This is a genomic window from Shimia sp. W99 (assembly GCF_053851455.3).
In genome coordinates this window covers 3,023,462-3,048,848 of record NZ_JBSQBU020000001.1, presented here as the reverse complement: position 1 = coordinate 3,048,848, position 25,387 = coordinate 3,023,462, and the positions used below count along the sequence as shown (strand labels likewise).

Genomic DNA, 25,387 nt, shown 5'->3' with positions numbered 1-25,387 from the left:
GGGGATTTAGGCATCCTTTGCAACGCGTGCCAGTGTCATGACATGCACTTCGCGGGCACAGGCAGCCAAACAGGCTTGGGTGGCGGCTGATAATGTGGCACCGCTGGTCATGACATCATCAACAAGCAAAACGGCACGTCCTGCCACGCGGTGCTTGCGCTTTGGATGAGGTTCAATCGCCCCTGACAGGGAATCGAACCTTTCGCGAAACCCTAACCCCTCGGTGCTTTGCCGATGATGCGGTCGCACGAGAAGGTCCGGACAGCATTCCAGCGCCACATCCTCGGCCAAGGCCTTGGCCAGCAATGCCGATTGATTAAAACGCCGGGCCAGCATGCGCCGCCAGTGAAGTGGCACTGGAGCGACAAGCATGTCCTTGCGCAGAATTGGACGAACGGCCGCGCTCATCCATTTCGCCGCAGGCATTGCTATATCCTGCCGGTCACCGTGTTTCAGGGCCAGAACAAGTTTTCGCGCTGCCCCCTTGTAGATTAGAGCGGACCGGCCTTGCCCCCAAGGGCGCGGATGATCAAGGCAATCATCACAAAGATCGCGATACCCGTCTCCCGATCCCGGAAGGGGAGTTCCACAAGCGTCACAAACATGCCCGCCTATGAAAGGGGTTTTGGACCAGCACGGCCCGCACAAACCAAAATCACTCTCGACCATTTCGCCACAGCCGACGCAGCGCGGCGGGTAAACAACCCTCAAGGCGGTTTGAAACTTCGAAATCATCGCTCTATGTTCCGCGCCATGCAACACGCCCCCATGATCACAGACAGATCCGCCCTGCAAAAACACCGCGCCCGCGCCGATCTTGAGGCGGGTATGTTCCTGCATGACGCTGCCATCGAGGATATTCAGGATCGCCTAACCTTGGTTAACAAGGCGTTTACGTCCCCGGCGATCGTGACTGGGTTTCCCGAAATCTGGCGGCGTTGCGTGCCGAACGCGCGAATCGTGGCGGATGACGAGGTTCTGAACCTCGAACAGGGGGCGCATGATCTTGTTATCCACGCCATGGCTTTACATTGGGCTAACGACCCGGTCGGGCAGATTATCCAATGCCGCCGCGCTCTGCAACCGGACGGGCTTTTCATGAGCGTTGCCTATGGCGGCCAGACTCTTCACGAATTGCGGACAGCGCTGGCGCAGGCGGAGTCGGATGTCACCGGCGGCTTGTCCCCACGTGTGGTTCCGATGGCCGAGATCAGAGACATGGGCGCGTTGCTTCAGCGGGCCGGCCTCACTTTGCCGGTGGCGGATTCCGAACCGCTGACCGTCACCTATGAAACTCCCTGGAACCTGATGCGCGATTTGCGCGCCATGGGAGAGGCTAACGCGTTGGCCGGACGGTTACGCCAGCCGACGCGTCGACAGGTTTTGATCCGTGCAGCAGAAATCTACGTAGAAGAATTCATGACAGAGGGGCGCATTCCGGCGACGTTCGAATTGATCTATCTTCTGGGCTGGGCACCCGATGCCAGCCAGCCTCAACCGCTGCGCCCCGGTTCTGCCGCGACCCGACTTGCCGATGTACTCGGCGCAAAAGAAACAAAACTCTCCGGCGAATGACCCCGCCAGCCAGGACTTAGCCAAGGGATCGACCCCACATATGACCAACGCAACCTGCCCGCACCACGCTCCTGCGGATCACCCGAAAGTCGCGCGCGGCAAAACGGGTATTTTGATCGCCAACCTGGGCACGCCGGACGACTATACCTATTGGCCCATGCGTCGCTATCTGAACGAGTTTCTCTCGGACAAGCGGGTTATTGATTACCCGTGGTGGAAATGGCAGCCGTTGTTGCAGCTGATCATCCTGACCAAACGCCCCTTCTCCAGCGGAAAGGCCTATGAGTCGATCTGGGACAAGGAGCGCGGTGAAAGTCCGCTGATGACGATTACCCGAAACCAGGCCGAGAAGCTCGCCGGGACCATGAAAGAACGGTACGGCGATCAGGTCATGGTCGATTTCTGCATGCGCTATGGAAATCCATCAACCAAATCCAAAGTCCGCAAGATGGTCGCGGCAGGCTGTGAACGCGTGCTGTTTTTCCCGCTTTACCCGCAATATGCAGGTGCGACGACCGCGACGGCGAATGACCAGTTTTTTCGCGCCCTGATGGAAGAAAAATGGCAGCCTGCAGCACGCACAGTTCAAGCGTATTGCGATCATCCCGCCTATATCGAAGCATTGGCTCAGTCGATCGAAGCGGCTTATGGCGCACTAGAAAAACGTCCTGACATCTTGGTTGTCTCCTACCATGGGATGCCGGAAAGGTATTTGTTAGAGGGCGACCCCTATCACTGCCAATGTCAAAAAACCACGCGGCTTTTGCAGGAGCGACTCGGTTGGGATTCGACCGAGTTGACCACAACCTTCCAGTCACAGTTTGGGCCCGAGGAATGGCTGCGGCCCTATACCGTCGACGAAGTGGCTCGCCTTGCAAAAGAGGACGGCAAAAAGAACATCGCCGTGGTCGCCCCCGCCTTCTCCTCCGACTGCATCGAAACGCTTGAAGAGATCAACGAAGAGATCAAGGAAAGCTTTGAACACGCAGGCGGCGAGAAATTTACCTATATCCCCTGCTTGAATGATGACGCTGCGCATATCGATGCGCTGTCTGCAATCATTTCCGAAAATCTGGGCGGTTGGGTCAAATGAGCTGACCACAGATCCCGCCAAACCCAGAGGATTTCAAGTCAAAATGTAAAAAAGGCGGAGCATCTGCTCCGCCTTTTTTGATCTTCAAAAAGTTCGCTTCTAAGCTTGCGCTTAGTTGGCTGCGATAACTGCGCCAACGATTGCGATCAGCACCAGCGGAACCCAGATTGCCGACGAAGAGCTGGAAGCTTCTTCTTCGATTACCGGGGGTTCAACAACCGGCTCAGCCATCGAACCAGCAAACGCGGTCGATGCAGCAGCAGTCATAGCGGCAGCGAGAACGAGTTTCTTCATAGTATCCTCCAGATTTTGCCCGACGTCGCTAATGAGGACGACGTCAAGCACCCAAGACTTACCTCGTAACCCTGTCTAAACAGCAAAAAACCCCGATTGCAAACCCAACTTTTGGGGTTTCGGTTCAGACGCGCCAAAATGTCGTCAAATAAGCAACACTTGGGTGCCAACTTTGGCAAGCGAGAACAATTCCGAGATGTGCTCGTTATAAAGTCCAATGCAGCCGTTGGACGAGCGACGCCCGATTTTCCGTGTGTCATGGGTCCCGTGAATTCGATAATACGTCCAGCTCAAATAAAGCGCATGTGTGCCCAACGGGTTATCCGGGCCGGGGCCAACATAATCAGGCCATTCTGGGTTGCGCTTTTTCATTGACGGCGTGGGACGCCAGCTTGGGCCTTCGACCTTGCGTACGATGCTGGTGCGACCGCGGCGCGTGAGGTCTTCGGTAAGAGGGACCGAGGTCGGATAAAGCTTGTAAATGGATTCATCCGCCGACCAGTAATGCAGAGCGCGCGAGGTTGTATCGACCAGGATTGCACCGTTCCGAAGATCGGAGAAATAAGGTTGCCACTCTAGTGACCGAAAGCTGGAAATATTGCGCACCACCGATTGGCTGATATCGCGCTCGACTTCAGTCGTGCTTGATTCAGATTGGGCCAGTGCCGAGGTGCTCAGAAATGCGGCGCCGGATGCAAGAAAGGCGCGGCGGCCAAGCTTGTTCGACCGATCGTTCGTCATTGGAAGCTCCTAAAGGGTTTTCTGATTGGACGACATTATTGCTGGAAAGCCGCAGTCGCAAATCAATCAAGCGTCAACTGGGCAAGGTCACGCCGATGTGGGTTTTCAAGGCAACGCCTTGCGGGTTAGACACGGTCCGAATGAAAAGACCAAACGGGGACATCATGCGTTCACTTGCCATTCTCTTGATTGCCATGCTGGGATTGGCAGCGTGTGACTCGTCGGGCGGTGCCGTAGGGGCAAAGCAATACCGGATTTCCTCAGGTTCGACGTCGAAGATCCAGTACCGCATTCTCGATTCGGTCAACGTCTTGCGTCAGGCTTCCGGTGCAGGTCCTGTTGAGTTGAACGCGCAATTGAACGCAGCTGCGGCCACCCATTCGCAGGATATGGCGCTGCAAAACCGCCCTTGGCATTTTGGGTCTGACGGGTCTAGCCCGCTGGATCGTGTTGCCCGTGTTGGCTACACCGGCAAGTTGGTGGGCGAGACGATCTCGGAAACCTACGAAACCGAGATCGAAACCCTGGCGGCATGGATGGAACAGGATGACACACGCGCGGTCATTCTTGATCCCAATGCACAGGATATGGGCTTTGCCTGGTTCCAGGAAAAGAATGGCAAAATCTGGTGGACGCTGATCATGGGTCAGCGCCTTGGTGGCGTGAACATTGCCGCGTTCTAGGGGTGATCAGGGAAAGATCGAGACACGCGTGCCGTTCCTGACCATCGCGTAGACGTCACGCATTTCAGCGTTGGTGACAGCCACACAGCCCGCCGTCCAGTCGTCCTTGCCATTCTGGTACTTGGATGGGCGGCCGTGGATGAAGATGTCGCCCCCCGGAGATTTCCCGATCGAGCGGGCATAGGCGCGGTCCGCCGCGTTGGGATAAGAAATCCCGATCGACAGGTAAAACTCGCTGTTGGGATTGCGGCGATTGACGAAATAATCGCCTTCGGGTGTGCGCCCATCGCCTTCGACCTGTTTGTGACCCACAGGTGCGAACCCAAGTCCGATATCATAGGATTTCAGTGCCTTATCATGGTGCATCAGGTACATCTTGCGTTCTTCCTTGTAGATCAGAACGCGCGTAACCTCGGGGCCGTTATAGGTTTTGAATTTGGAGCAGCTCGCCAGGCCAAAGGCCATCAGCGCCACAAGTAGAATGGATATCCAACGCATCGACAGGTTTCCTCGTCCGTTGCCGGCTTCTTTATGGGCACTTCTATAGCAAAGAAAGCCCGTTTTGGCGCTTCACGCCTGTGTGAAAGTCAGACACGGACGAACCGCGCGGCCAGCTCGACATGCGCCGACCATCGGAACTGGTCCACGACCTGAACCCAATCCAGACGATAGCCACCCCTGATCAGAATGGCCGCATCCCGTGCAAAGGTGACTGGGTTGCAGGACACAAAAGCGATCTCGCTCAGATCGGAAAGAGCCAATTCGGCCACCTGCGCCTCGGCTCCGGCGCGCGGCGGATCGATCACCGCAAAATCATAGCGCAAGTCGCTGGCAATGATCGGATTTCGAAACAGGTCGCGGGCTTCGGTTGTTACCTGCTTGAGCCCTTGAGCCATACGCCACCCCGCATCCAGCGCCTCGACCATGGCAGCTTCCCCTTCGACCCCGTGCATTTGAGCGCGCTCTGCCAAAGGGAGTGTAAAGGTTCCGCAACCGGCGAACAAATCAACGCCCTTGGCCCCTTGGGTGATCGCTTCCTGCACAGCACCCAAAAGCGCGTTTTCGCCGTGTGGCGTGGCTTGCAGAAAAGCACCCGGAGGCGGAACGACGTCAGCCGCGCCAAAGGTTTGAACCGGTGAGACACGGGTCGCGACAGTTTCGCCGCCCCATGTCAGCCGCGCGAGCCTGTGCCGTTCGGTTTCCTGTGCCAACTGTGCCATCAAGGGTCCGTCCAGCGGCTTACCGCCCACCACGGCAAGATCAAGACCGACCTCGGACAAGGTCGCTGTCACTGAAACCTCACCCTTGCGTGAACTGCCCACCTTGGCGAGATCCGCCGACACCGCCAACGCGGGCAGCAAACCCGGGTCCAGAAGTTGGCAATCGGGAATTTCGGTGATCACGTCTGACGCACGGGCATGAAAACCAGCCGTCGACCCCTTCTTGGTGCGCCGCGCCGATATCACTGCGCGCCGCCGGGACTGCGCCGGGGACGTCAGGATCGGACGCATGTCTGCTTCGATCCCCTGTGCGGTAAGCGCCTGCCGTACGACCGACACCTTCCAATCCGCGACAAACTTATCCGACGCATGTTGCAGCTGACATCCGCCGCAAGCTTTATAGTGTCGACAAGGCGGTTTGACCCGGTCCTCGGATGGAGTCACGACACGCATATCCGTCAGGCGGTTGCCTTCGACAACGCCACTGACCACCTCTCCCGGCAGGGCCATCGGTGCAAATACTGGCCCCACAGCGATCCCGTCGCCCTGATGCCCCAACCGTTCAATCACATGTTCCGTCATGCCCGGCACCTAACCCGGTGCCGGGGCATTGGTCAAATGCCTACTCGGCGGCTCCATCCGCATTGAGGAATCCACCTGATTGCCGCGCCCAGAAGCTGGCATATAAACCATCCATTGCCAGAAGCCCGGTATGGCTCCCCTGTTCCACGATATGTCCCTGTTCCAAAACCAGAATCCGGTCCATCTGTGCAATCGTGGACAGGCGATGAGCGATTGCGATCACGGTCTTGCCCTCCATCATCCCATATAGCGTTTCCTGGATCGCGGCTTCGACCTCACTGTCCAACGCGCTGGTCGCTTCATCCAGAAGAAGGATCGGTGCATCCTTGAGAATGACCCGCGCCAACGTGATCCGCTGCCGCTGTCCCCCCGAAAGTTTGACCCCGCGCTCTCCGACATGAGCGTCATAGCCCTTGCGGCCTTCCGGGTCTTCCAAATCTAGAATGAACTCATGCGCCTCGGCCTTTCTCGCGGCGTCGATCATCTCATCTTCCGTGGCGTCGGGGCGCCCATAGAGAATGTTATCCCGCACGGAACGATGCAGAAGTGAACTATCCTGCTGCACCATCCCGATGACGTCGCGCAAACTGTCCTGTGTGACCTGAGCGATATCCTGACCGTCGATCAGAATACGGCCCTGCTCGGCGTCATAAAAGCGCAGCAGCAGCTTCACCAGCGTCGATTTTCCCGCACCGGACCGCCCGATCAGTCCGATTTTTTCGCCGGGCTGAATGGTCAGGGATATCTTGTCCAGCCCCCCGGCACCTCGGCCATAGTGATGCGACAGGGATTGAATTTCCAGTTTCCCTTCAGACATTTGCAAGGGCTTGGCGTTTGTGGAATCAACAAGGTCAATCGGTTGCGCAATTGTCTCCATGCCCTCGGCAACCACCCCCAGTTGCCGAAAGAACGACGTCAGCGCCCACATGATCCATCCCGTCATGGCATTGAGCCGCAGAGTCAGCGCTGTCGCTGCCGCGACCACGCCCACCGTAGCCTCGCTCTGCATCCAAAGCCAGACCGCCCAGCCCACCACGGACACGATGAGGATACCGTTGAGCATCACCAGCATGACGTCCATCAACGTATAAATCCGCATTTCGACCTGAAAAGTCTTGCGCGAATGCTCGATCGCGTCCCGGGCATAGTCCAGCTCGCGCTGATTATGGGCAAAAAGCTTGACCGAATGAATGTTCGTATAGGCATCCACCACCCGACCCGTCACCCGAGAACGCGCATCCGATGCAGTCTTGGACGCAGGCCCAACCCGCTTGATCGTCCACCCCACAAGACAGGCGTAAAGCGCGATCCACCCCAGCATCGGAACCACCAGCCGTGGGTCCGCATCCGAAAGCAGGAGGCCAGCGCCAATGAAATAAGCGATGGAAAACGTGATTGCGTCAAACACCTGGAACACAGCTTCTCCGGCAGCGGGTGGAGTCTGCATGATCCGGTTTGCAATGCGCCCGGCAAAGTCATTCTCGAACCAGCCAACCGATTGACGTAAAACGTGTTTATGCGCCCGCCAGCGGATCAGTGTTCCGAAGTTCGGAAGCACCGTATTGTTCAGCAACAACACATCCAACGCCTGTAGCGCAGGACGCAGAAACAGGACGAACAACGCCACGAGGATTAGCTCGCTGCTGTGTTCCTCCCAGACCTGAGACGGGTCGCCCGCCAACAGATCGACAATCCGCCCCATGTACCCGATCAACCCGATTTCGACAGCAGCCACGATCACGGACATGATTGTGGCAAGGACAAAAACCTTTCGAAAGGGGCGCATGTAACGCGCCATGAACGGCCAGAGACGTCTGGGGGGATGATCCTCTTCGACATAGTCGCAATAGGGATCAACGAGATTCTCGAAAAACTTGAACATGGGGAAACCTGATTGGAAAACGGCAAGGTGTAGCGTGCGGGCCAAATGGCCCGCGCTGGCGGTGGTATGGGCTTAGCTCAGCCAGATCCCGCGATACATCTTGCACCCTCCATGGTCCGGTACGAACACATGCTGCAGTACCAGAACCCGCCTGTCAATCGGCCCGCAGGTTAAGAGTTTGTGACGGCGATCGAACGCATGCCGCCTGCCAAATGGCGCGAATCATCGGTTAACACCCGCGTTTCAAGGGTTTTGGCAATCGGCATGGCGCCGGTTTCACGTCGGTATTGCATCGGTATCGTTCCGCCAGAAAGCCCGGTTAATCCATCGAACGGCGCATTTCTGACAAGCGTCCAAAACACATGCCCCGCCACCCTGATCTTTCTTTTTCCGGAAAATACCCTGGGGGAGTCGCCCCAAGGCGACGGGGGCAAGGCCCCCAAACAGGCTCAGCTTTGCTGAGCCATTCCCAAGCCGAAGGCGCGGGAGCGCGTGCTTAGGACAAGGCCGCCTGCAAGAGCGTGGCGCGGTCCATCGCAAAACCCGACTCAATCCACATGGTTTCCAGCCGCTGCAAAACCGAACCCAGCGCGGGTCCGGTTATCTGCGGCATCAAGTCAGCGGGCTTTACCGGGAATGTCGCGCGTGCGCCACGTGCCGCTTCTGCCACAACATTCCCAACCATCGGCATTTCAAAAACGGCGGCGCGCAGCGCAAGAATGGACAGCGCCATCTGCGACCCATGACGATAGCCAAGCTCTGCAGCCCCCTGCATCCCGGCCAGTCCATCACGCATGTCCCGCAGGTAGCGGACCTGTTTCCGGGACAGCCGCAACGCCTCGCCTGTATCTTCGCCTCCCAGCGCGGCGAGACGCCGGATCGGATCAGGCGACAGACCCAGCGCGGCTTCGAAATGTACAAGCGGGGCAAGCGCCTTGTCGTCACAGCCCGGCAACACTGCGCCCAGCGCGCCCGTGCTGCGCATCGCGGCCACAGCGGGAGCCGGGTCGGGCGCCCCCAGAAGGCGGCGCATCTCATAGCCAATACGCTCGCGCGACAGGGTGGCCATACCTTCGATTTCTCCGGCGATCGCAGACAATGCTTCGGGGTCCATCCCGGACTCTTCATCGCCGTACCATGCGTGAAACCGGAAATAGCGCAGGATGCGCAAGTAATCTTCGCGGATGCGCAGATCAGCATCGTCGATAAAGCGGACCCGCCGATTTACAAGGTCGACCATCCCGCCCAAGGGGTCGACTACCGTACCGTCGGGACGCGCATATAGCGCGTTCATCGTGAAATCGCGGCGATGCGCGTCGTCTTCAACCTGAGTGGAAAAGGCTACTACTGCGCGCCGACCATCCGTTTCAACATCCTTGCGAAAGGTGGTGATCTCATGCGGAACATGGTTCGACACGACGGTGATCGTGCCATGATCAATCCCGGTTGGGATCGCCTTCAGACCGGCAACCTGTGCCAACTCCACGACACGTGTCGGCACCGCGTCGGTGGAGATGTCGATGTCATTGACTTCGACCCCCAGAAGCGCGTTGCGCACGCACCCGCCAACAAACAACGCCTGGAACCCCGCATCGGTCAGCATGCGGCACACGGCCTGCGTTTCCGGGGCATTGATCCAGTCGCCGGTGAGTTTCATGGGCTTTGCATCCTGTCTGCCAATCCCCGAAGGATACGCGCAGTGGCACCCCAGATGTAATAAGGGCCGAATGGCACGGTGAAATAGTGACGCCTTGTTCCCTGCCAGCGGCGCGACTGCACCGAAAACCGGGTCGGGTCCGTGACATGTGCCAAGGGCACCGAGAACACTTCTTCCACCTCACCAGGTTCGGGAATGATTTCGAACTTGTCTCTGATTCGGCCCAAAACGGGGGTCACGGTAAAGCTGGTGACGGTTTCATGGGCAGGCAAAGTGCCCAGAACCTCGACATTGTCGGTGGGCAACCCGATTTCCTCATCCGCTTCGCGCAGCGCCGCAGCAATCACGTCCACATCACCGTCGTCCTGCTTTCCGCCGGGAAAGGCGATCTGGCCCGGATGATGCTTGAGATGGGAGCTGCGTTTGGTCAAGATGACATGCGGCACATCCCCGCGCAGCTCAATCGGCACCAACACTCCGGCCGGACGCAGTTTGCGGCCCTTGGGCAGCACAACGTCGGGATTGAGGTCGAAATCCGACGAAGCGCCACTTTCAAGGGTCAGCGCACGCAGTACCGGGGCAAGTGGGTCAGGCACCGTCAACCTCTTGCGCGTCTTTGCCAACAGTCTTGGGATCAAGATCGTAATGTGCGCCGCAGAACTGGCAATCGGCGGTGACGCGGCCTTCGAGCGTGGTCATCTTTTCGATGTCCTTGGCCGAGTAGATAGACAGGCTGGCGCGCACGCGGTCCTCGGAACATGTGCAGCCGAACTTGACCTGCTGCGCATCATAGACGCGGGGCTGTTCTTCGTGGAACAGGCGGATGAGAAGGTCGGTTGGCGCCACGGAGGGACCGATCATCTCGAGATCTTCCACGGAATCGAGCAGGATGTTCACGCGGTTCCAGTTTTCGCTGTCATCTTCGTTCAGCACATCCTGCGCCAGAAGAATCCCGCCTTCACCGCTGCCGCCTTCGCCGGTCACATGGGGTGAGGCCTTGGGCATGTGCTGGAGCATGACGCCACCTGCGCGCCAATGCTCTGGCACACCGGGTTCGATGGATTTGCCAAAGCGTAGCGAAAAGCGGGTGGCCAGCTGTTCGGACTGGGCAAAATACGCCTCGGCAGACGCCTTGAGCGAACCGCCGGTCAGGGCGGAGATGCCCTGATAGGGCTTGGTACCGTTGCCCTGATCGATCAGGACGGCAAAATAGCCCTCACCCAGTTGGTCAAACGGGGCCGCATCGGTGATCCGGTCAGCATCAAAGCTTGCATAGGCGCGAATGCGCGCCGGGTCGCCCTCTTTACTGGGGCCATAATAATCGGTTGCGATCATGCGCACCGGGCCGTTGGTCTGGACCTGAAGCGACAGTTTCCAGCGTAGCTTGATCGTCTGCCCGATCAACGCGGTCAACAAAGCCATTTCGGCCACCAGCGCTTCGACCTGTAGCGGGTAGTCATGCTGTTTCAGCACGCCCGACAACACGCCGTCCAGACGTGCGACGCGCCCGCGCATATCAGATTTATCCAGCTGGAACGGCAATACAGTGTCGTCCCAGGCGATTTTGGTTCCAAGAGTCATGGGGTTTCCTTATCGGCCTTCCCTTGCCATACCGCGACTATATAAGGGCGACAAGGGCAACAAAAAGGGGTCGCAACATGATACCGAGGTTCGGAGAGCCGCCACGGGTGGATGTTCAGTACCGGATGCGCCCCGGCGCCTATGCCGTTCTATTGCAGGGTGATCGGATGTTGATCACCTATCAGGAAGAGCCGGATGACGAGTTCCAGCTTCCCGGCGGGGGAATTGATCCCGGAGAGTCGCCTGTGTCCGCCCTGCATCGGGAAGTCTACGAGGAAACAGGCTGGACCATGGGCGCGCCACGACGGCTTGGGGCGTTTCGCCGGTTCGTATTCATGCCGGAATATGACATGTGGGCCGAAAAACTTTGCACGATTTACCTTGCCCGCCCGGCGCACCGGATCGGCCCGCCGACCGAGGCCGGGCATAGTGCGCATTGGGTGACTGTCGAGGCGGCGATCGAGTTGCTGGGCAATGCGGGAGATCGCCACTTTGCAGGTCTGTTCCTGCGCTAGTTGCCCGATCTGGTGCCGCGGTATTCCAGCAGAATTCCCGAGATGTCATCCGGGAACCCCTGCCCCCCGGTGAATTCGTCAAGCTGCCAGACCATCGCCTGAAGCATGGTTTCAAGGTCGTGACCGGCATAGTCGGAGACAAGCCGCTCCAAACCCTCTTCGCCGAGCATGTGCCCCTTTTGGTCGGGGCATTCCGTGACCCCATCCGACAGCATCATGAGCCGGTCGCCGGGGGAGAGCGAAACGGTGAACTGCGAAAACTCGGCCCCCGGAATCAAGCCTACGGGCAACCCGCCCGGTCCGTCCTGTTCAATCGTGCCATCCGCGCGCTGGATCAGGGGGTGTGGGTGCCCGGCCTGCGACATGGTGATGATGCCGGTTTGAAGATCGACATCGGCCAGAAGCATCGTGAAATAGTGCTCGGTCTCCATCTCATCGAGAGTGATGTCATTGAGCCGCGCGATCACCTGTTGAGGTTCGAGATGAATGTGAGAGCCATCGGGCAACACCTGCATGGCGACATTCTGTTCGGGAGAGGAAGAAGACAGGTAGCCCGCCAGGCGCGCGGTAATCAAAGCGGAGCTGATGCCATGGCCGGAAACGTCGATGGAATAGAGGCCGATACGGGTATCACTGATCCGGTAGTGCCCAACAAGGTCGCCGCCCACATGCCCCGAGGATTGCAAAAGCAACGACACCGCCGCCGGACCGAAATCGCGAAACCGATCCGGCACGAGGGATTGTTGCAGTTTCTTGGCCTCGATCAGGTCCATGTCCAGCGAGTCGTAGACACGCTGCAATTCGTCCAGCGTGTCGGAAATGACGCGGTTTTTTTCGGTCAGTTCGCGTTGCATCCGAAGGATACGTTCGCCAGCACTGATCCGGGCGCGCAGCTCATAGGCGTTTACGGGCTTGGTCAGGAAATCGTCCGCACCGGAATCGAAACCCTGCGCCACTTCGGCCTTTTCGCTCTTGGACGTGAGCAGGATGAAATAGCCATAGTCATCACCGGGCAAGGCACGGAATTCACGGCAGAACTCCAACCCGTCCATTTCCGGCATCATCCAGTCGGACAGGACGAGATCCGGGCGTGTCGTCCGGCAAATTTCAAGCGCTTCCTGCCCGGACGCCGCTTCGATCACCTCGTACCCGTCCCGCTTGAGTGATACGCTGAGGATCCGGCGCTGGACGCGCGAGTCATCCACCAGCAAAACCCGCTGGATCACGCCGGGATGCATCTCCTGATCCGTTTCCGAATTGCTGCTTTGAGCCGGAGTCAAATGCAAAACAAGAACCTTTTACGCTGTTGTTCACGACAATTTCCAAGGGTTTAGAGCCGCGCCCCTTAACGGCAGGTCAAACCTAAAATTGAAGTGATTCAAATGCTGAATACCCAGACTTTGTTAAGGCTTTCCTGTCAGCCTTTGCTGAAACCAAGGAGAGACCGATGATAAACTGGAAGCGCGTCGAGGAGCTGCGCGATGAGATCGGCGCAGAGGATTTCAATGAAGTGGTCGAGCTGTTTCTCGACGAGGTAGAAGAGGTGATCGAAAGATTGCAGACACAGCCGGAGCTCGGGCGGCTGGAGGCCGATCTGCATTTTCTCAAAGGCAGCGCATTGAATCTCGGGTTTCACGCCTTTTCGCTGTTGTGTCAGGCAGGCGAAGTCGCCGCAGCCAGCGGCAAGGCGGAAACGGTCGACCTCGCCAAAACCATTCAGAGCTTTTTCGACTCCAAGGCCGAGTTCGAAAGCAAGCTGGCCGCCGCCTGAGGGTTAGAGCACGAACTGACCCAGGGTTTCGTCGGTGGTAATGTCAGTATAGGTCAGCCCGGCCTTGTCCAGCCGGGCAAACAGCGCGTCGAAGTTCTCCGGGTGGCGGGTTTCGATACCGATAAGGACAGACCCGAAGTTGCGCGCCGATTTCTTGAGATATTCGAACCGGGAAATGTCATCTTCCGGCCCGAGGATTTCGAGAAAATCGCGCAACGCGCCGGGACGTTGAGGCATGCGCAGGATAAAGTACTTTTTCACGCCGGAATAGCGCTGGGCGCGTTCCTTGACCTCAGGAAGACGCTCAAAGTCAAAGTTTCCGCCCGACGTGACACACACCACCGTCTTGCCCCGAATCTGATCAGCGATGTCAACCAGTGCATCGACCGCCAGCGCACCAGCAGGCTCAAGCACGATGCCCTCAACATTCAGCATCTCGATGATGGTGGTACAGATGCGATCTTCGGGCGCAGCGAGAACATCCCTGGCATCGATGTCGCGCAAACGGGCAAAGGTGCGTTCGCCAATTCGCGCCACCGCCGCCCCGTCCACGAAACTATCCACATGATCAAGCGTCACCGGCTCTCCTGCCCAGAGCGCCGCGGCAAGGCTGGCGCCGCCAGCGGGTTCGACGAGGGTATACGCGGTTTGATCGCCGAAATAGCTGCGCACCCCCGAAGAGAGCCCGCCCCCACCTACCGGCAGGATCACCCGGTCTGGTAAACGGCCAAGCTGTGCTTGGATTTCAACCGCGACGGACGCCTGCCCTTCGATCACATCGTCATCGTCAAACGGGGACAGGAAGGCGGCGTTTTCGGCACGGCAATATCCCTGCGCTGCGGCGAGGGTATCGTCAAAATAGTCTCCAACAAGGCGGATTTCGATATTTTTTCCGCCAAACACCTGTGTTTTGAAAACCTTTTGCTGGGGCGTGGTCACGGGCATGAAGATGACTCCATGCACCCCGAAATGCTTGCACATATAAGCGACGCCCTGTGCGTGGTTGCCCGCACTGGCACAGACAAAATTCTGTTGCAGCGGATCGTCGTCCAGAACTTTGCGCATGGCGTTGAAGGCACCACGCAACTTGTAGGACCGGACAGGGCTCAGGTCTTCACGTTTGAGCCAGATTTCCGCACCGAACCTTGCGGACAGATGATCGTTACGCATGAGCGGTGTTGCCGGAAAAACGTGGCGCATGGCCTGTTCCGCAGCCTTGGCCTGATCCTGAAAAGTCTTCATCGGTTTGTCCCCTTTGAGGCTTGTTTTTAACAAGGCCGACGCGCGTGGCCATAGGAGAATTGCGCAACCGAAGCCAAAACAATCGGCACGATTGTGCCGCCCCCCGGCAAAACTCTGCCGGATTATGGGTCGGTCAGGATTAACCGTTTTCGAGAGTGGAAATTCGCCACAGATATGCAAGTGCCACAATTCTATCGCAATTGTGCGCCAAACCAATTCATGAACAGCTCCGGCTTTGCTTTACCAGAGTAACAGCCCAGAATAACGGGAGGACAAACATGCGATTTACCGGAAGAACCTTCGCAATCCTTGCAATCTCAACGTTGATGTTCGGAAGCGTTTCGACAGCGGCGCTCTTTGTCGTTGCCGACGCCGCTTATGCCAAGAATGGCGATGGCGGTGGAAATGGCGGCGGCAATGGTGGAGGAAATGGCAACACTGGCGGCAACGACGGCGGGCATGGCCAAGGCCATGGTCAAGGCGTCGGGAAAGATCACGGTGCAGGCAAGTCGGCGGCAAACGCGGGCCGTGGTCAATCTGGTCAAAATGGCAAATCATTCAAAGCGACCATCAGCGATATCTTCGGCATCAGCAAAAGCAAGGCAAATAAAGCCGCGCACGCCAAGAGCACCCAAACCGCCAAGGCAGCACCAACATCGAAGGGCCCCAAAACCATCGCCGGTATGCGAGCCAATCAGTTGGGAAGCATGAACGCAGCCTTCAATGCCAACATCAACGCGGTTATGGCGCATATTGCCAACGGGAACACCAACGGTCCTGTCGGAGCGGTGGCCGCACTTGCGATTGCTGATCACAATGCAATTGGCGCCGCGGACGTGGTCGGGCTTGCCGAAATGTTCGCTGATCTGGAAAACGCTCTGACCCACGCCGGATATACCGACGTCGAGAGCTATTTCGGTGCATTGAACGGCATCGAACCGATTGCCGAAATCGAAGCCGCGCGTGAAGACGAAACCGCTTTGTCGGACGCGCTTGCCGAGAACGGTTTTGCCTCTCTTGCGGACTATGACGCAGCCGTTACGGGCGCCGAAACCGATCCGGACGTGGACAATGCGATCGCAGCCCTGGGCGGAGATACGGCTTCGCGGACGGATGTTACCGCATCCGAGCCGTCAGAGGCAGAAATTGCAGAGGCCGAAGCGGCTCTTGAGGCCGTCACTGCTGCCGAAACCGGGATTATGGATAGCTGGAACAAGAGCGAAGATGCCACGGAAGCGCAAAAGGCAGACCTTTTGGGCGCGCTACGCGATCGGTTGTCAGACAGCAGCGAAGCCATCTCTGCGGCGGTTGAAGATGCAAAAACCACCGAGGAAACGACGGGTGTCATCACCGAGCCCGAAGAAGACTCGGCCACCTGACGATTTGACGTGATGTATCCCTTGCGAAACCCGGCCCGCAGTCAGGCCGGGTTTTTTGGATCGGGGTGTGGCTTGGCCATCAGACCGTACGTTTCTCGACCGCGATGCCATAGATCGTTGTCAGGATGCTGATCCCGAGCATGATGTAGAGCCAGTTGATCCCCAAAAGCACTAGGCCTCCCAGGAGGGGAATCACCCCAGCGACCAGCGCACCGGCAAAGACAAGAACCACGATCGAGACAACAAAGAGAAACATGGTGGCAAGGATAGCACCGGAGATCGGTTTGGTCGCCTGCCACGCTTGCCCCATCGTGAGCGGTTGTTCGATGGCAGCACCTGGCAAGATCGGCGAAAGGCGATAAAAGGCCCAGCTTGTTCCAATTCCAACGACGATGGTGATCAAAACGGCCAAAGGCGCGGCCCAGAAGAGCACAAGCCAGACACCGGTAACAATCAGGACCGCGCCAAGGCCGACGGTGAGCCCCATGAGCAATGCCCGCCAGAAATAAGCCAGCATCCGGCCACCATGAAAGGCGGGCACGGCCCCGGTCGGGTATTCTTCCAGAAGAATGAAACGGTGCCACGCCACGGCGACCCAAAGCGCGGAAATCGCCAGAAGCAGCTGCAGCAGGCTGGATGTTGGCGAAACCTCGGTGCGGCCACTTGGATCGGGCTCTTGCACAAAGAACTCGGGGCCGACAAGAACCAGCCCCAGAACCATGATCACGACCAGTGGAGAAGACAGCCGCAGAGAGGTTTGCCAGTTGCCGACCACCAGCCGCAGGGAATGTTTGAATAGCTCAATGTTCATCGCGCGTCCTTTCGGGTTTGTCGCGCCCAGAGTAGCGGCATTTGATCATGGTTTGACAAGTCACGATTGCGCGTCCCTTGCCCTGCGGCGCAAAACCCGGTATCGCGCCTGCGATAGACGTATGAGGGATTAGACATGTCCGCGCCCAAGAAAGTTGTCCTGGCCTATTCCGGTGGCCTCGATACCTCGATCATCCTGAAATGGCTGCAAACCGAATATGGTTGCGAAGTCGTGACCTTCACGGCCGACCTTGGCCAGGGAGAAGAGCTTGAACCCGCCCGCAAGAAGGCAGAGATGCTGGGGATCAAGCCCGAGAACATCTACATCGAAGACGTGCGCGAAGAATTCGTGCGTGACTTTGTGTTCCCGATGTTCCGCGCCAATGCGCAGTATGAGGGGCTGTACCTTTTGGGCACGTCGATTGCGCGCCCGCTGATTTCCAAACGTCTTGTCGAGATTGCCAAAGAAACCGGCGCGGATGCCGTCGCGCATGGCGCAACCGGTAAAGGCAACGACCAGGTACGTTTCGAACTGGCAGCCTATGCGCTGAACCCCGATATCAAGGTGATCGCGCCCTGGAGGGAGTGGGACCTGACCTCGCGCACCCGTCTGATCGACTTTGCCGAAAAGAACCAGATCCCGATCGCCAAGGACAAACGCGGCGAAGCGCCGTTCTCGGTCGATGCAAACCTGTTGCACACCTCGTCCGAGGGCAAGGTTCTGGAAGATCCCGCCGAGCAGGCACCCGATTATGTATTCCAGCGCACCGTGCATCCCGAGGACGCGCCGGATACGCCGGAATATATCGAGATCGGCTTTGAAAAGGGTGATCCCGTGTCGATCAACGGCGTGGCAATGAGCCCGGCGACGATCCTGACCGAGTTGAACGAGTATGGCCGCAAGCATGGCATCGGCCGTCTGGACCTTGTCGAAGGTCGGTTCGTGGGCATGAAATCACGCGGCATTTATGAAACGCCAGGCGGCACGATCCTTCTTGAAGCCCATCGCGGAATCGAGTCGATCACCATGGATCGCGGCGCGATGCATCTCAAGGACCAGCTGATGCCGCAATATGCCGAGCTGATCTATAACGGCTTCTGGTATAGCCCAGAGCGCGAAATGCTGCAGGCCGCCATCGACTTGAGTCAGGAGCATGTCACCGGCACCGTGCGCGTGAAACTCTACAAGGGTCTGGCAAGCACTGTGGGCCGCTGGTCGGATCATTCGCTGTATTCCGAAGAGCACGTGACCTTCGAAGAAGACGCGGGTGCCTATGACCAGAAAGATGCGGCGGGCTTTATCCAGCTTCAGGCGCTGCGGCTCAAGCTTATCGCAGTGCGCAACAAGCGCGTGGGCAAATAATTGCTAACGTTGACGTAAGCGGAAGCCACGTCATCGTTGAGAGTTCGGGAATGCCCGCCTAGCAGTTAGGCGGGCATTTTCTATTTGAGGGTTCAACATGCTGGAGCAGGTTGTGGAGCGGATGCAGGCGGAGCTGGCATCCAAGAGTTTTGACGGGTCTTTGAAGTTCGATTGCGGTGACGCGGGCGTTGTCGTTTTGGCCGACGGGACCGCGACAACCGTGGATCAGGACACCGATTGCACGATCCGTATTACCGATGAAAATCTCGTGAAGTTGCTGACCGGCAAGCTGAACCCCATGACCGGCGTTATGATGGGCAAGCTCAAGGTTTCAGGTGACATGGGTGTGGCGATGAAGCTAGGCAAGCTGCTGGGCTGATCACTCAACCGACCGAATGAGCGCCTTGAGTCAACTCAACCGATGTGCACGTAGCTTTTCGTAGATCGGGAGCGCGTCATCCAACACCGGCTGCAAATGCATTGGCACCTCGGGTGGCGGGCCTTCGGCTCCGGCAAAGCCCGTGGAGCTCCAGACCGCACCGTACCAATGGGGCGCCCAGACGCCATCGTCCTTGTGGCCGCCCCTGGGCCAGTTCAGCATGGCCGGAACGAAGTCTAACCCTATGGCATCGCATAGTTTTTCCAACATGACCTTTGGGTTGTCGCGGATGTCGTGGCTGTCGATCACGATCGGTGTCTGACCCCAGCTTTCGACCAGATCAAAGAGTTCGGCCTGTTGCGGGAAACCGATGTCTTCGAGCGTTGGGTTCTCTCGCTTGGCCGCATAGCTGGCGATGACGCGGGCGGGGTGGCGGATCAGGAAGACATTGACCACCTCCCGCATCCAGTCTCGGGGCACGCCGGGCACCATGTGCTGGGTCATGTGTTTTTGATAGAAAAGCAGCTTTTCGGCTGGATTAGAGCCTGATAGAGCTGCTGCAACCTGTTCCGGGTCTTGCGATTGACTGGCCAGAATTTCGTCCCGCATCGGGTGGTCGATCCCGGTTAGTTTGAGGTAGGCAGCATAGAAGGGTTCGTCGACCACGGCGCAATCCGGGCGGTTTCCAAAGCTGTACATCATGGCCGTCGAAAGGTTGCGGGGACCGCTCCACATGGCAAGTTTCACGTGGCATTCTCCTGTTCGGTATCGCGTCGGTATTACGTCGGTATTGCGTCGGTATCGGGAACCGGTTCGTCGCGACGCTAGTGAATGGCCAAAGCGCCGCCAAGAGGTAAATCGTTTTCACCAAGCCGTGACATTTGATGTCAGCCAATTGCGCCGGACGCGCGATCAAAGCAGCCTGAGCGCGTGGAGTGAAAAAAATGTCAAAGTTACACAATCTCAAGAATGCCGTTCTGTTTGTTCTGATCCTTGTCGGTGCCATGGCGCATGGGCGCCATGCTCAGGCTGCCGGGAGCGAGACCCTGATTGTTGCGGGGGGATGTTTCTGGTGTGTTGAGAGCGATTTCGAATCCGTGCCCGGCGTAAAAGGCGCGGTCTCGGGTTACACCGGCGGAACCACAAAGAACCCCACCTACAAAGAGGTGACGCGCGGCGGCACCGGACATTACGAAGCGGTGCAGATCCGGTTCAATCCCGACAAGGTCAGCCGGGATCAGTTGCTTCACATGTTCTTTCGTTCGGTCGACCCGACCGACGCGGGGGGCCAGTTCTGTGACCGGGGTGACAGCTATCGCACCGCGATCTTCTATTCGAACCCGGCCCAGAAACAAGCCGCCGAAAATGCCAAGCGCGAGGCACAGGTTGCCCTGGGCCGGAAGATCGTGACGCCAATCCTGCCCGCCAAGACCTTTTACAAGGCCGAAAGCTATCATCAGGATTATTACAAGGGGACCAAGATCACGCTGACCCGGTTTGGCCCCAAGAAGCAATCCGAAGCCTACAAACGCTATCGCAAGGCTTGTGGACGGGACAAAACCGTCAAGGCGCTCTGGGGCAACGCGGCTCCGTTTGTCGGGCACTGATTGCAGCCTCCGGCAAAACCCTTTCCAACGGCGTGAGGATTTGGGTAGGGTCGCGCATCTCTGCCCCCATTGCCGCGACCGAGGTTCATGGTCCGAATACCCCTCATATTGACCATCGTCGGCACCGTGCTGCTTGGCATGATCGTGCACAGCGTTTCGTTTGGCTATTTTGCCACCGAAGAGGTGAGCAAGGCCGAAGGGCGGCTTTCGCTTTATCGCAGTTCGGTTGAGGCCGAGTTGGAGCGGTTTGCCCACCTGCCCCGCATACTTGCCCGCGACACTTTCGTGATTGACGCGGCCAAGGGGGACGGCACCGGGCCATTGAATGCCCGGTTGGAGAGTTTTGCCGCACAGGCCGGGCTGGAAGCGATTTACCTGATGGGGTCGGACGGGTTTACGATTGCCGCATCCAACCATGCCCTGCCGTCAAGTTTTGTCGGGCAGAACTATGCCTTTCGACCCTATTTCAAACAGGCGATCGAGGGGGATCAGGGGCGTTTCTATGCCATCGGATCGACAACCGGAGAGCCCGGGTATTTCATCGCCAACTCGGTGCGAGACGGACTCGGCGCCATCCTTGGCGTGATCGCCATCAAGAAAAGCCTGAGCGCGTTGGAACAGAGCTGGGTCGCGTCGGGCGAACAGGTCATGTTGGTCAATCAGGATGGGGTGGTGTTGCTGGCGTCGGATTCGACGTGGCGCTATCGCACCCTTCAGGCGCTGGATGCCGCCAAGAAGGACGAGATCCGCAGGGCGCGGCAGTTTGCGGGCGGGCCGCTGGAGCCGCTGGGCTGGACACCGGATGGCGGCGGGCGGGCGTCGATTGGCGGTGCGGGGCGGCTGCACCTTGTTGCCGACACCCTGCCGCATGGCTGGGAACTGCATTACTTTGCAAGCGATGACCGGGCGGTCGTGCGCAGTTGGCTGGCAACGGCGGTCGTGGTGTTGGCGGCAGGCTCGTTGTTGATCCTTTTCCAGGTGCAGCGCGCGCGTCGCATCGGGCGGGCATTGCAGCGTTCAGAAAAGGAAGAGGCGCAGTTGCGCGAGTCCAACGCCAAGCTGGCGGTTGAGATTTCCGAGCGAAAAACGGCTGAACAGAGACTGAAACAGGCACAAAGCGAGCTTGAGCGGGCGAGCCGTCTGGCCGCGCTTGGAGAATTGTCGGCCTCGGTCACGCATGAGTTGGGGCAGCCGATTGCCGCGATGCGCAACCACATCGCGGCGGCAGAGTTTGGCCCGGCAGGGATCACGCCCTTGACCTCTCATATCGGCGGCCTTGTGGATCGGATGGAGGGCATTACCCGCCAGTTGAAGTTCTTTGCCACGCCCGAGCGAGAACCGTTCGAAGTGTTCGACCTGCGCAAGGCGATGGCGGCCGCGCTGGCACTTGTGGCGCCGAATATCGAGGCGGCGGGGTGCGTAGTGGACCGGGCACCGGGTGAGACACCGGCATGGGTGCGGGGCAGCCGGCTGCGGATTGAGCAGGTCATGACGAACCTGCTGCGCAACGCGATGGACGCGATGGAGGGCGTTGCCGCGCCACGGCTTTCGGTGCGGATCGGTTCCGAGGGCGACGAGGTGTATTTCGAAGTGGCAGATACCGGACACGGGCTTGGACCGGCGACGTTGAACGAGTTACAGGAACCGTTTGTCACGACGCGTGAGAGCGGGCGCGGCATGGGGCTTGGCCTTGCGATCTCAGACAACATCATCAAGGATCACGAAGGCAGAATGAGCGCGCGGAACAGGGCCAAAGGCGGCGCAGTGTTCCGGGTGACGCTGCCACGTGTTTCACAAAAGGAAGGCCACGGCGCATGACGCAAGCAGCCCCTTATTCCGTTCTGATTGTCGATGATGACAAGGCCATGCGCCAGTCGCTTCTGGCCCTGCTGGAAGCGGCGGGTTGGATTGCCGAGGCGGCGCCGCGCGGGGACGTGGCACTTGAGCGGTTGCGCGGAATGTCGGCGGACGTGATCCTTTCGGACGTGCAGATGCCGGGGATGAGCGGGTTGGAATTGCTGGCCGCGCTGGACCTTCCCCATGCGCCGCCGCTGGTTCTGATTTCGGCACATGGGGATATTCCGATGGCCGTGCAGGCGATGCAGGACGGAGCCTATAGCTTTGTGGAAAAGCCTTATGATCCGCGCCGGTTGCTGAGCATTCTAACCCATGCCGCCGACCAATACCGCATGCGCCAAAGCAATGACCGGCTTCGGGCGCGGCTGTTCGAGCTGGCGGGGCTGGACCGGGTATTACTGGGGGAAACCGATGCGGTGCGGGCGCTGCGCCACGAGATCCTGGACCTTGCCGCAACGGAGGCGCCGGTGTTGATCGAGGGCGAAACCGGCACCGGCAAGGAACTGGTGGCACGCGCGTTGCATGATCTGAGCCACCGGGCGGACAAGCCGTTTCTGGTGCTGAACTGCGCGGCTCTGTCGCCGGAGCGTTTTGAGGCCGAGATGTTCGGCGTTCAGGGGCAAAGCGACGGGCGGTTGGTGATGGCCTCGGGTGGGACGTTGTTTCTTGACGAGGTCGGAATGTGCCCGCCCGCAGTGCAGGCCAAGTTGTTGCGGGTGATCGAGGATGGGCAGGTTTTGCCCGTGGGGGCTGCGGAGCCGGTATCAGTGAACCTGCGGGTGGTGTCAGCGACGAATATCGATACCGAAGAGGCATTGCGCGAGGGCGTCTTGCGGCAAGATCTGCTTTTCCGGCTGAATACTTTCATGCTCAACTTGCCACCGTTGCGCCAGCGTCGCGATGACATCATGCTTTTGGCGGCACATTTTCTAGGCGAATATGCGCGGCTGCACGAAACGCAACAGCCGGAAGTGACCCATGAGGATGCCGCCGCGTTGTTGGCGCATGACTGGCCCGGCAATGTGCGCGAACTGCGCAATGTCTGCGAACGCCGGGTTCTGGCCGCACGGCGCGGCGGCGGGAGCCTTGGAGCGGCGATCCGGGCGGACCAGATGTTTGACGACGTGCCCGATACCCTGCGCGAGGCGGTGGCGTCGTTCGAGCGCGAGTTGATCGGCAAGGCGATCAAGGCGCATGAGGGGCGCATGGATGCTGCCGCCGAAGCCCTGGGGATCGGGCGGCGGACGTTGAACGAGAAAATCGTGAAACTCGGCCTCGACAAAAGCGCGCTTTTGTAGCCGCAAACCTGCCCTGCGGAAATCCGCAGACCCCCCGACATTTCGCGCGCATTTTCCTTCATAGGCAGGTCCGGCGTGTCCCTGCATGTTACCGGCCATCCAATCCAGACGCATGCGGGAGGAAATCTTATGCGTAAACTGATGAGCCAGACGGCGATTGCCGCCCTGACCCTTGCCTTTGCAACCGAAGCCGTGGCCACCGAATGGAGCGTGTCCCTCTGGGGCAAGCGGCGGGCCTTTACGGAACATGTGGAAAAGCTGGCCGAGCTGGTCAGCGAAAAGACTGGTGGCGATTTCACCCTGAACATCAGCTATGGCGGCCTTTCCAAGAACAAGGAAAACCTTGACGGTATCTCGATCGGGGCGTTCGAGATGGCACAGTTCTGTGCCGGGTATCACCGCGACAAGAACCCGTCGATCACGGTTCTGGAGCTGCCATTTCTTGGCGTGAGTTCTCTGGAGCAGGAGGTTGAACTTTCCATGGCGGTGTATCAGCACCCCGCCGTGCAAAAGGACCTCGCCCGATGGAACGCAACGCTGCTGATGCCGTCGCCGCTGCCGCAATATAACCTTGTCGGTGTGGGCGATGCGCCTTCGACTCTTGCGGATTTCGAAGGGCTGAGCGTGCGTGCCACCGGTGGTATCGGCAAGGCGATGGAAACCGTGGGCGCGGTGCCAACTTCGATGTCGGCCTCGGAAGTGCGTCAGGCGATGGATAGCGGCATCGTCAAGGCCGTGGCCTTTGCGCCGCACGCCCACATGTCATTCGGCACCATCGAGAACGGGACCTGGTGGACCACCAACCTCAACCCCGGCACGGTCAACTGTCCGGTTGTGGTGAATACCGATGCGCTGAATGATTTGTCGGATGAGCATCGCGCGGCGCTGTTGGAGTCGGTAGGCGAAGCGCTGGAATATTACGTCGAGTTCTACAACTCCAAGACCATGGCGGCCTGGGGTCCGGCGCTGAACGAGCGTGGGATTACACAAGTCACGTTCTCGGACGACGAAATTGCGGCCTTCAAGGAAGCCGCCGCCGCCCCGGCCGCGGCTGCGTGGATCGAGGACAACACCAAGCGGGGCCTGCCTGCGCAAGAGCTCTATGACCTCGTGACCGGCATGATTGCCAAGGGCGAATAGGACTCGTCTTGCGGCGTCGCCCCATGGCGGCGCCGGATTTCCTTTTCCGAAATGACGTAATGACGGAGGCTCGCAATGGCAGGCTCGTCACTTGTGCTGTCCGATGACAGCACGCTCAGCAAAATCGACACTTCTCTTTACAAAATGGAACGGGTTCTTGCCCTTCTGAGCGGGCTGGCGGTGTTCTCGCTCATGGTTCTGGCCGTATTCTCGGTGGGAGGGCGCAATCTCTTCAACACGCCGCTGGCGGGATACGTGGACTGGATCGAACAGGCGATGCCTTTGATCGCGTTCATGGGCGTCGCCTTTACCCAGCGCGACGGGGGGCATATCCGCATGGACATGCTTGTGGGGGCCTTGAAGGGGCGTCCGCTATACCTGGTCGAGTTTATTACCACGCTCGCCATTCTGGCGCTCATGTTGCTTTTAGTGTGGGGCAGCTGGGCGCATTTTGCGCGCAGTTTCGATTTTGGCGCACCGATGTGGAGCCGGGACAGTTCGATGGACATCGCCCTGCCCCTGTGGCCGGCAAAGCTGCTTGCACCGGTGGCGTTTGGCGTTCTGTGTCTGCGGCTTGGGCTGCAACTTTGGGCCTATGCGCGCGCGTTTTTCCGCAATGACGAAACCCCGGTCGCCGTGCCGTTGGTGGCGGATGCCGCCACACAGGCCGCGATGGAAGCCGAGCATGTCTCGGGCCACGATACGTAAGGAGCAGACA

At 58.8% G+C, this 25,387-nt stretch carries 26 protein-coding genes; 13 read left to right on the top strand and 13 right to left on the bottom strand.

Annotated elements, in window-relative coordinates; genetic code table 11:
• Nucleotides 1-6: 6 nt before the first annotated feature.
• Complete coding sequence (locus tag ACS3QZ_RS20480) at nucleotides 7-669, bottom strand: ComF family protein (RefSeq protein WP_503457501.1); 663 nt, start codon at nucleotides 667-669, stop codon at nucleotides 7-9.
• A 99-nt stretch (nucleotides 670-768) separates the two neighbouring features.
• Here ACS3QZ_RS20480 and ACS3QZ_RS14865 point away from each other — a divergent pair, with 99 nt between their 5' ends.
• Entirely contained in the window at nucleotides 769-1,575 is an 807-nt protein-coding gene (locus tag ACS3QZ_RS14865; protein ID WP_456038547.1) for a methyltransferase domain-containing protein, read from the top strand.
• A gap of 40 nt (nucleotides 1,576-1,615) precedes the next feature.
• On the top strand, nucleotides 1,616-2,668 hold the full coding sequence (gene hemH, locus ACS3QZ_RS14860) for a ferrochelatase (protein ID WP_456038546.1): 1,053 nt from the start codon (nucleotides 1,616-1,618) through the stop codon (nucleotides 2,666-2,668).
• Nucleotides 2,669-2,779: 111 nt separating this feature from the next.
• Here the strand turns inward: hemH and ACS3QZ_RS14855 are convergent, their stop codons facing one another.
• A complete protein-coding gene (locus ACS3QZ_RS14855; protein ID WP_093092336.1) occupies nucleotides 2,780-2,962 on the bottom strand; it encodes a hypothetical protein in 183 nt (60 codons plus the stop codon).
• A 144-nt stretch (nucleotides 2,963-3,106) separates the two neighbouring features.
• Nucleotides 3,107-3,703: a L,D-transpeptidase gene (locus tag ACS3QZ_RS14850; protein ID WP_456038545.1), complete on the bottom strand. Its 597-nt coding sequence runs from the start codon at nucleotides 3,701-3,703 to the stop codon at nucleotides 3,107-3,109.
• 161 nt (nucleotides 3,704-3,864) lie between these two features.
• Here ACS3QZ_RS14850 and dalA point away from each other — a divergent pair, with 161 nt between their 5' ends.
• Nucleotides 3,865-4,386, top strand: a complete 522-nt coding sequence (gene dalA / locus ACS3QZ_RS14845; RefSeq protein ID WP_093092670.1) for a divisome-associated lipoprotein DalA — start codon at nucleotides 3,865-3,867, stop codon at nucleotides 4,384-4,386.
• 6 nt (nucleotides 4,387-4,392) lie between these two features.
• On the opposite strand, the gene ACS3QZ_RS14840 is transcribed toward dalA, so the two are convergent.
• From ACS3QZ_RS14840 to hslO, 6 genes are all read right to left on the bottom strand, one after another.
• On the bottom strand, nucleotides 4,393-4,884 hold the full coding sequence (locus tag ACS3QZ_RS14840; RefSeq protein ID WP_456038544.1) for a L,D-transpeptidase family protein: 492 nt from the start codon (nucleotides 4,882-4,884) through the stop codon (nucleotides 4,393-4,395).
• Between the two features lie 89 nt (nucleotides 4,885-4,973).
• Nucleotides 4,974-6,188 carry a class I SAM-dependent RNA methyltransferase gene (locus ACS3QZ_RS14835; protein ID WP_456038543.1) on the bottom strand — a complete coding sequence of 405 codons (1,215 nt, stop codon included), beginning with the start codon at nucleotides 6,186-6,188 and terminating at the stop codon, nucleotides 4,974-4,976.
• 40 nt (nucleotides 6,189-6,228) lie between these two features.
• Nucleotides 6,229-8,070, bottom strand: a complete 1,842-nt coding sequence (locus ACS3QZ_RS14830; protein ID WP_456038542.1) for an ABC transporter ATP-binding protein — start codon at nucleotides 8,068-8,070, stop codon at nucleotides 6,229-6,231.
• Between the two features lie 496 nt (nucleotides 8,071-8,566).
• Complete coding sequence (locus ACS3QZ_RS14825) at nucleotides 8,567-9,727, bottom strand: CCA tRNA nucleotidyltransferase (protein ID WP_456038541.1); 1,161 nt, start codon at nucleotides 9,725-9,727, stop codon at nucleotides 8,567-8,569.
• On the bottom strand, nucleotides 9,724-10,329 hold the full coding sequence (locus ACS3QZ_RS14820; RefSeq protein ID WP_456038540.1) for a CoA pyrophosphatase: 606 nt from the start codon (nucleotides 10,327-10,329) through the stop codon (nucleotides 9,724-9,726). Before ACS3QZ_RS14820 ends, ACS3QZ_RS14825 begins: the two co-directional genes overlap by 4 nt.
• The gene (gene hslO, locus ACS3QZ_RS14815; protein ID WP_456038538.1) at nucleotides 10,316-11,308 is read right to left on the bottom strand and encodes an Hsp33 family molecular chaperone HslO; all 993 of its coding nucleotides are present in this window, start codon (nucleotides 11,306-11,308) and stop codon (nucleotides 10,316-10,318) included. Before hslO ends, ACS3QZ_RS14820 begins: the two co-directional genes overlap by 14 nt.
• 77 nt (nucleotides 11,309-11,385) lie before the next feature.
• On the opposite strand from hslO, the gene ACS3QZ_RS14810 reads away from it, so the two are divergent.
• Entirely contained in the window at nucleotides 11,386-11,823 is a 438-nt protein-coding gene (locus ACS3QZ_RS14810; RefSeq protein WP_456038536.1) for an NUDIX hydrolase, read from the top strand.
• Here ACS3QZ_RS14810 and ACS3QZ_RS14805 read toward each other — a convergent pair.
• Complete coding sequence (locus ACS3QZ_RS14805) at nucleotides 11,820-13,061, bottom strand: PP2C family protein-serine/threonine phosphatase (protein WP_456039348.1); 1,242 nt, start codon at nucleotides 13,059-13,061, stop codon at nucleotides 11,820-11,822. The genes ACS3QZ_RS14810 and ACS3QZ_RS14805 overlap by 4 nt on opposite strands.
• Nucleotides 13,062-13,270: 209 nt before the next feature.
• Between ACS3QZ_RS14805 and ACS3QZ_RS14800 the strand changes: the two genes are divergently transcribed.
• Nucleotides 13,271-13,594 (top strand): Hpt domain-containing protein, encoded by a 324-nt coding sequence (locus ACS3QZ_RS14800; RefSeq protein WP_456038535.1) that lies wholly within the window; start codon nucleotides 13,271-13,273, stop codon nucleotides 13,592-13,594.
• Nucleotides 13,595-13,597: 3 nt separating this feature from the next.
• On the opposite strand, the gene ilvA is transcribed toward ACS3QZ_RS14800, so the two are convergent.
• Nucleotides 13,598-14,836, bottom strand: a complete 1,239-nt coding sequence (gene ilvA / locus ACS3QZ_RS14795) for a threonine ammonia-lyase IlvA (RefSeq protein ID WP_456038534.1) — start codon at nucleotides 14,834-14,836, stop codon at nucleotides 13,598-13,600.
• Between the two features lie 278 nt (nucleotides 14,837-15,114).
• Between ilvA and ACS3QZ_RS14790 the strand changes: the two genes are divergently transcribed.
• Nucleotides 15,115-16,215, top strand: coding sequence for a hypothetical protein (locus ACS3QZ_RS14790; RefSeq protein ID WP_456038533.1), 1,101 nt, complete (start codon nucleotides 15,115-15,117; stop codon nucleotides 16,213-16,215).
• A 79-nt stretch (nucleotides 16,216-16,294) separates the two neighbouring features.
• On the opposite strand, the gene ACS3QZ_RS14785 is transcribed toward ACS3QZ_RS14790, so the two are convergent.
• Entirely contained in the window at nucleotides 16,295-17,026 is a 732-nt protein-coding gene (locus ACS3QZ_RS14785) for a hypothetical protein (RefSeq protein WP_456038532.1), read from the bottom strand.
• 135 nt (nucleotides 17,027-17,161) lie between these two features.
• Between ACS3QZ_RS14785 and ACS3QZ_RS14780 the strand changes: the two genes are divergently transcribed.
• Both ACS3QZ_RS14780 and ACS3QZ_RS14775 read left to right on the top strand, forming a co-directional pair.
• Nucleotides 17,162-18,388 carry an argininosuccinate synthase gene (locus ACS3QZ_RS14780; protein ID WP_093092308.1) on the top strand — a complete coding sequence of 409 codons (1,227 nt, stop codon included), beginning with the start codon at nucleotides 17,162-17,164 and terminating at the stop codon, nucleotides 18,386-18,388.
• A gap of 97 nt (nucleotides 18,389-18,485) precedes the next feature.
• Nucleotides 18,486-18,767, top strand: a complete 282-nt coding sequence (locus ACS3QZ_RS14775; RefSeq protein ID WP_093092306.1) for an SCP2 sterol-binding domain-containing protein — start codon at nucleotides 18,486-18,488, stop codon at nucleotides 18,765-18,767.
• Between the two features lie 30 nt (nucleotides 18,768-18,797).
• Here the strand turns inward: ACS3QZ_RS14775 and ACS3QZ_RS14770 are convergent, their stop codons facing one another.
• Entirely contained in the window at nucleotides 18,798-19,514 is a 717-nt protein-coding gene (locus tag ACS3QZ_RS14770; RefSeq protein WP_456038531.1) for a sulfotransferase-like domain-containing protein, read from the bottom strand.
• A 197-nt stretch (nucleotides 19,515-19,711) separates the two neighbouring features.
• On the opposite strand from ACS3QZ_RS14770, the gene msrA reads away from it, so the two are divergent.
• The 5 genes from msrA (at nucleotide 19,712) to ACS3QZ_RS14745 (ending at nucleotide 25,377) form a co-directional block, all read left to right on the top strand.
• On the top strand, nucleotides 19,712-20,374 hold the full coding sequence (gene msrA, locus ACS3QZ_RS14765) for a peptide-methionine (S)-S-oxide reductase MsrA (protein ID WP_093092302.1): 663 nt from the start codon (nucleotides 19,712-19,714) through the stop codon (nucleotides 20,372-20,374).
• 87 nt (nucleotides 20,375-20,461) lie between these two features.
• The gene (locus ACS3QZ_RS14760) at nucleotides 20,462-22,192 is read left to right on the top strand and encodes a sensor histidine kinase (protein ID WP_456038530.1); all 1,731 of its coding nucleotides are present in this window, start codon (nucleotides 20,462-20,464) and stop codon (nucleotides 22,190-22,192) included.
• Nucleotides 22,189-23,529: a sigma-54-dependent transcriptional regulator gene (locus ACS3QZ_RS14755; RefSeq protein WP_456038529.1), complete on the top strand. Its 1,341-nt coding sequence runs from the start codon at nucleotides 22,189-22,191 to the stop codon at nucleotides 23,527-23,529. Before ACS3QZ_RS14760 ends, ACS3QZ_RS14755 begins: the two co-directional genes overlap by 4 nt.
• A gap of 129 nt (nucleotides 23,530-23,658) precedes the next feature.
• Nucleotides 23,659-24,669, top strand: coding sequence for a C4-dicarboxylate TRAP transporter substrate-binding protein (locus tag ACS3QZ_RS14750; protein ID WP_456038528.1), 1,011 nt, complete (start codon nucleotides 23,659-23,661; stop codon nucleotides 24,667-24,669).
• 75 nt (nucleotides 24,670-24,744) lie between these two features.
• A complete protein-coding gene (locus ACS3QZ_RS14745; RefSeq protein ID WP_456038527.1) occupies nucleotides 24,745-25,377 on the top strand; it encodes a TRAP transporter small permease subunit in 633 nt (210 codons plus the stop codon).
• Nucleotides 25,378-25,387: the final 10 nt, after the last annotated feature.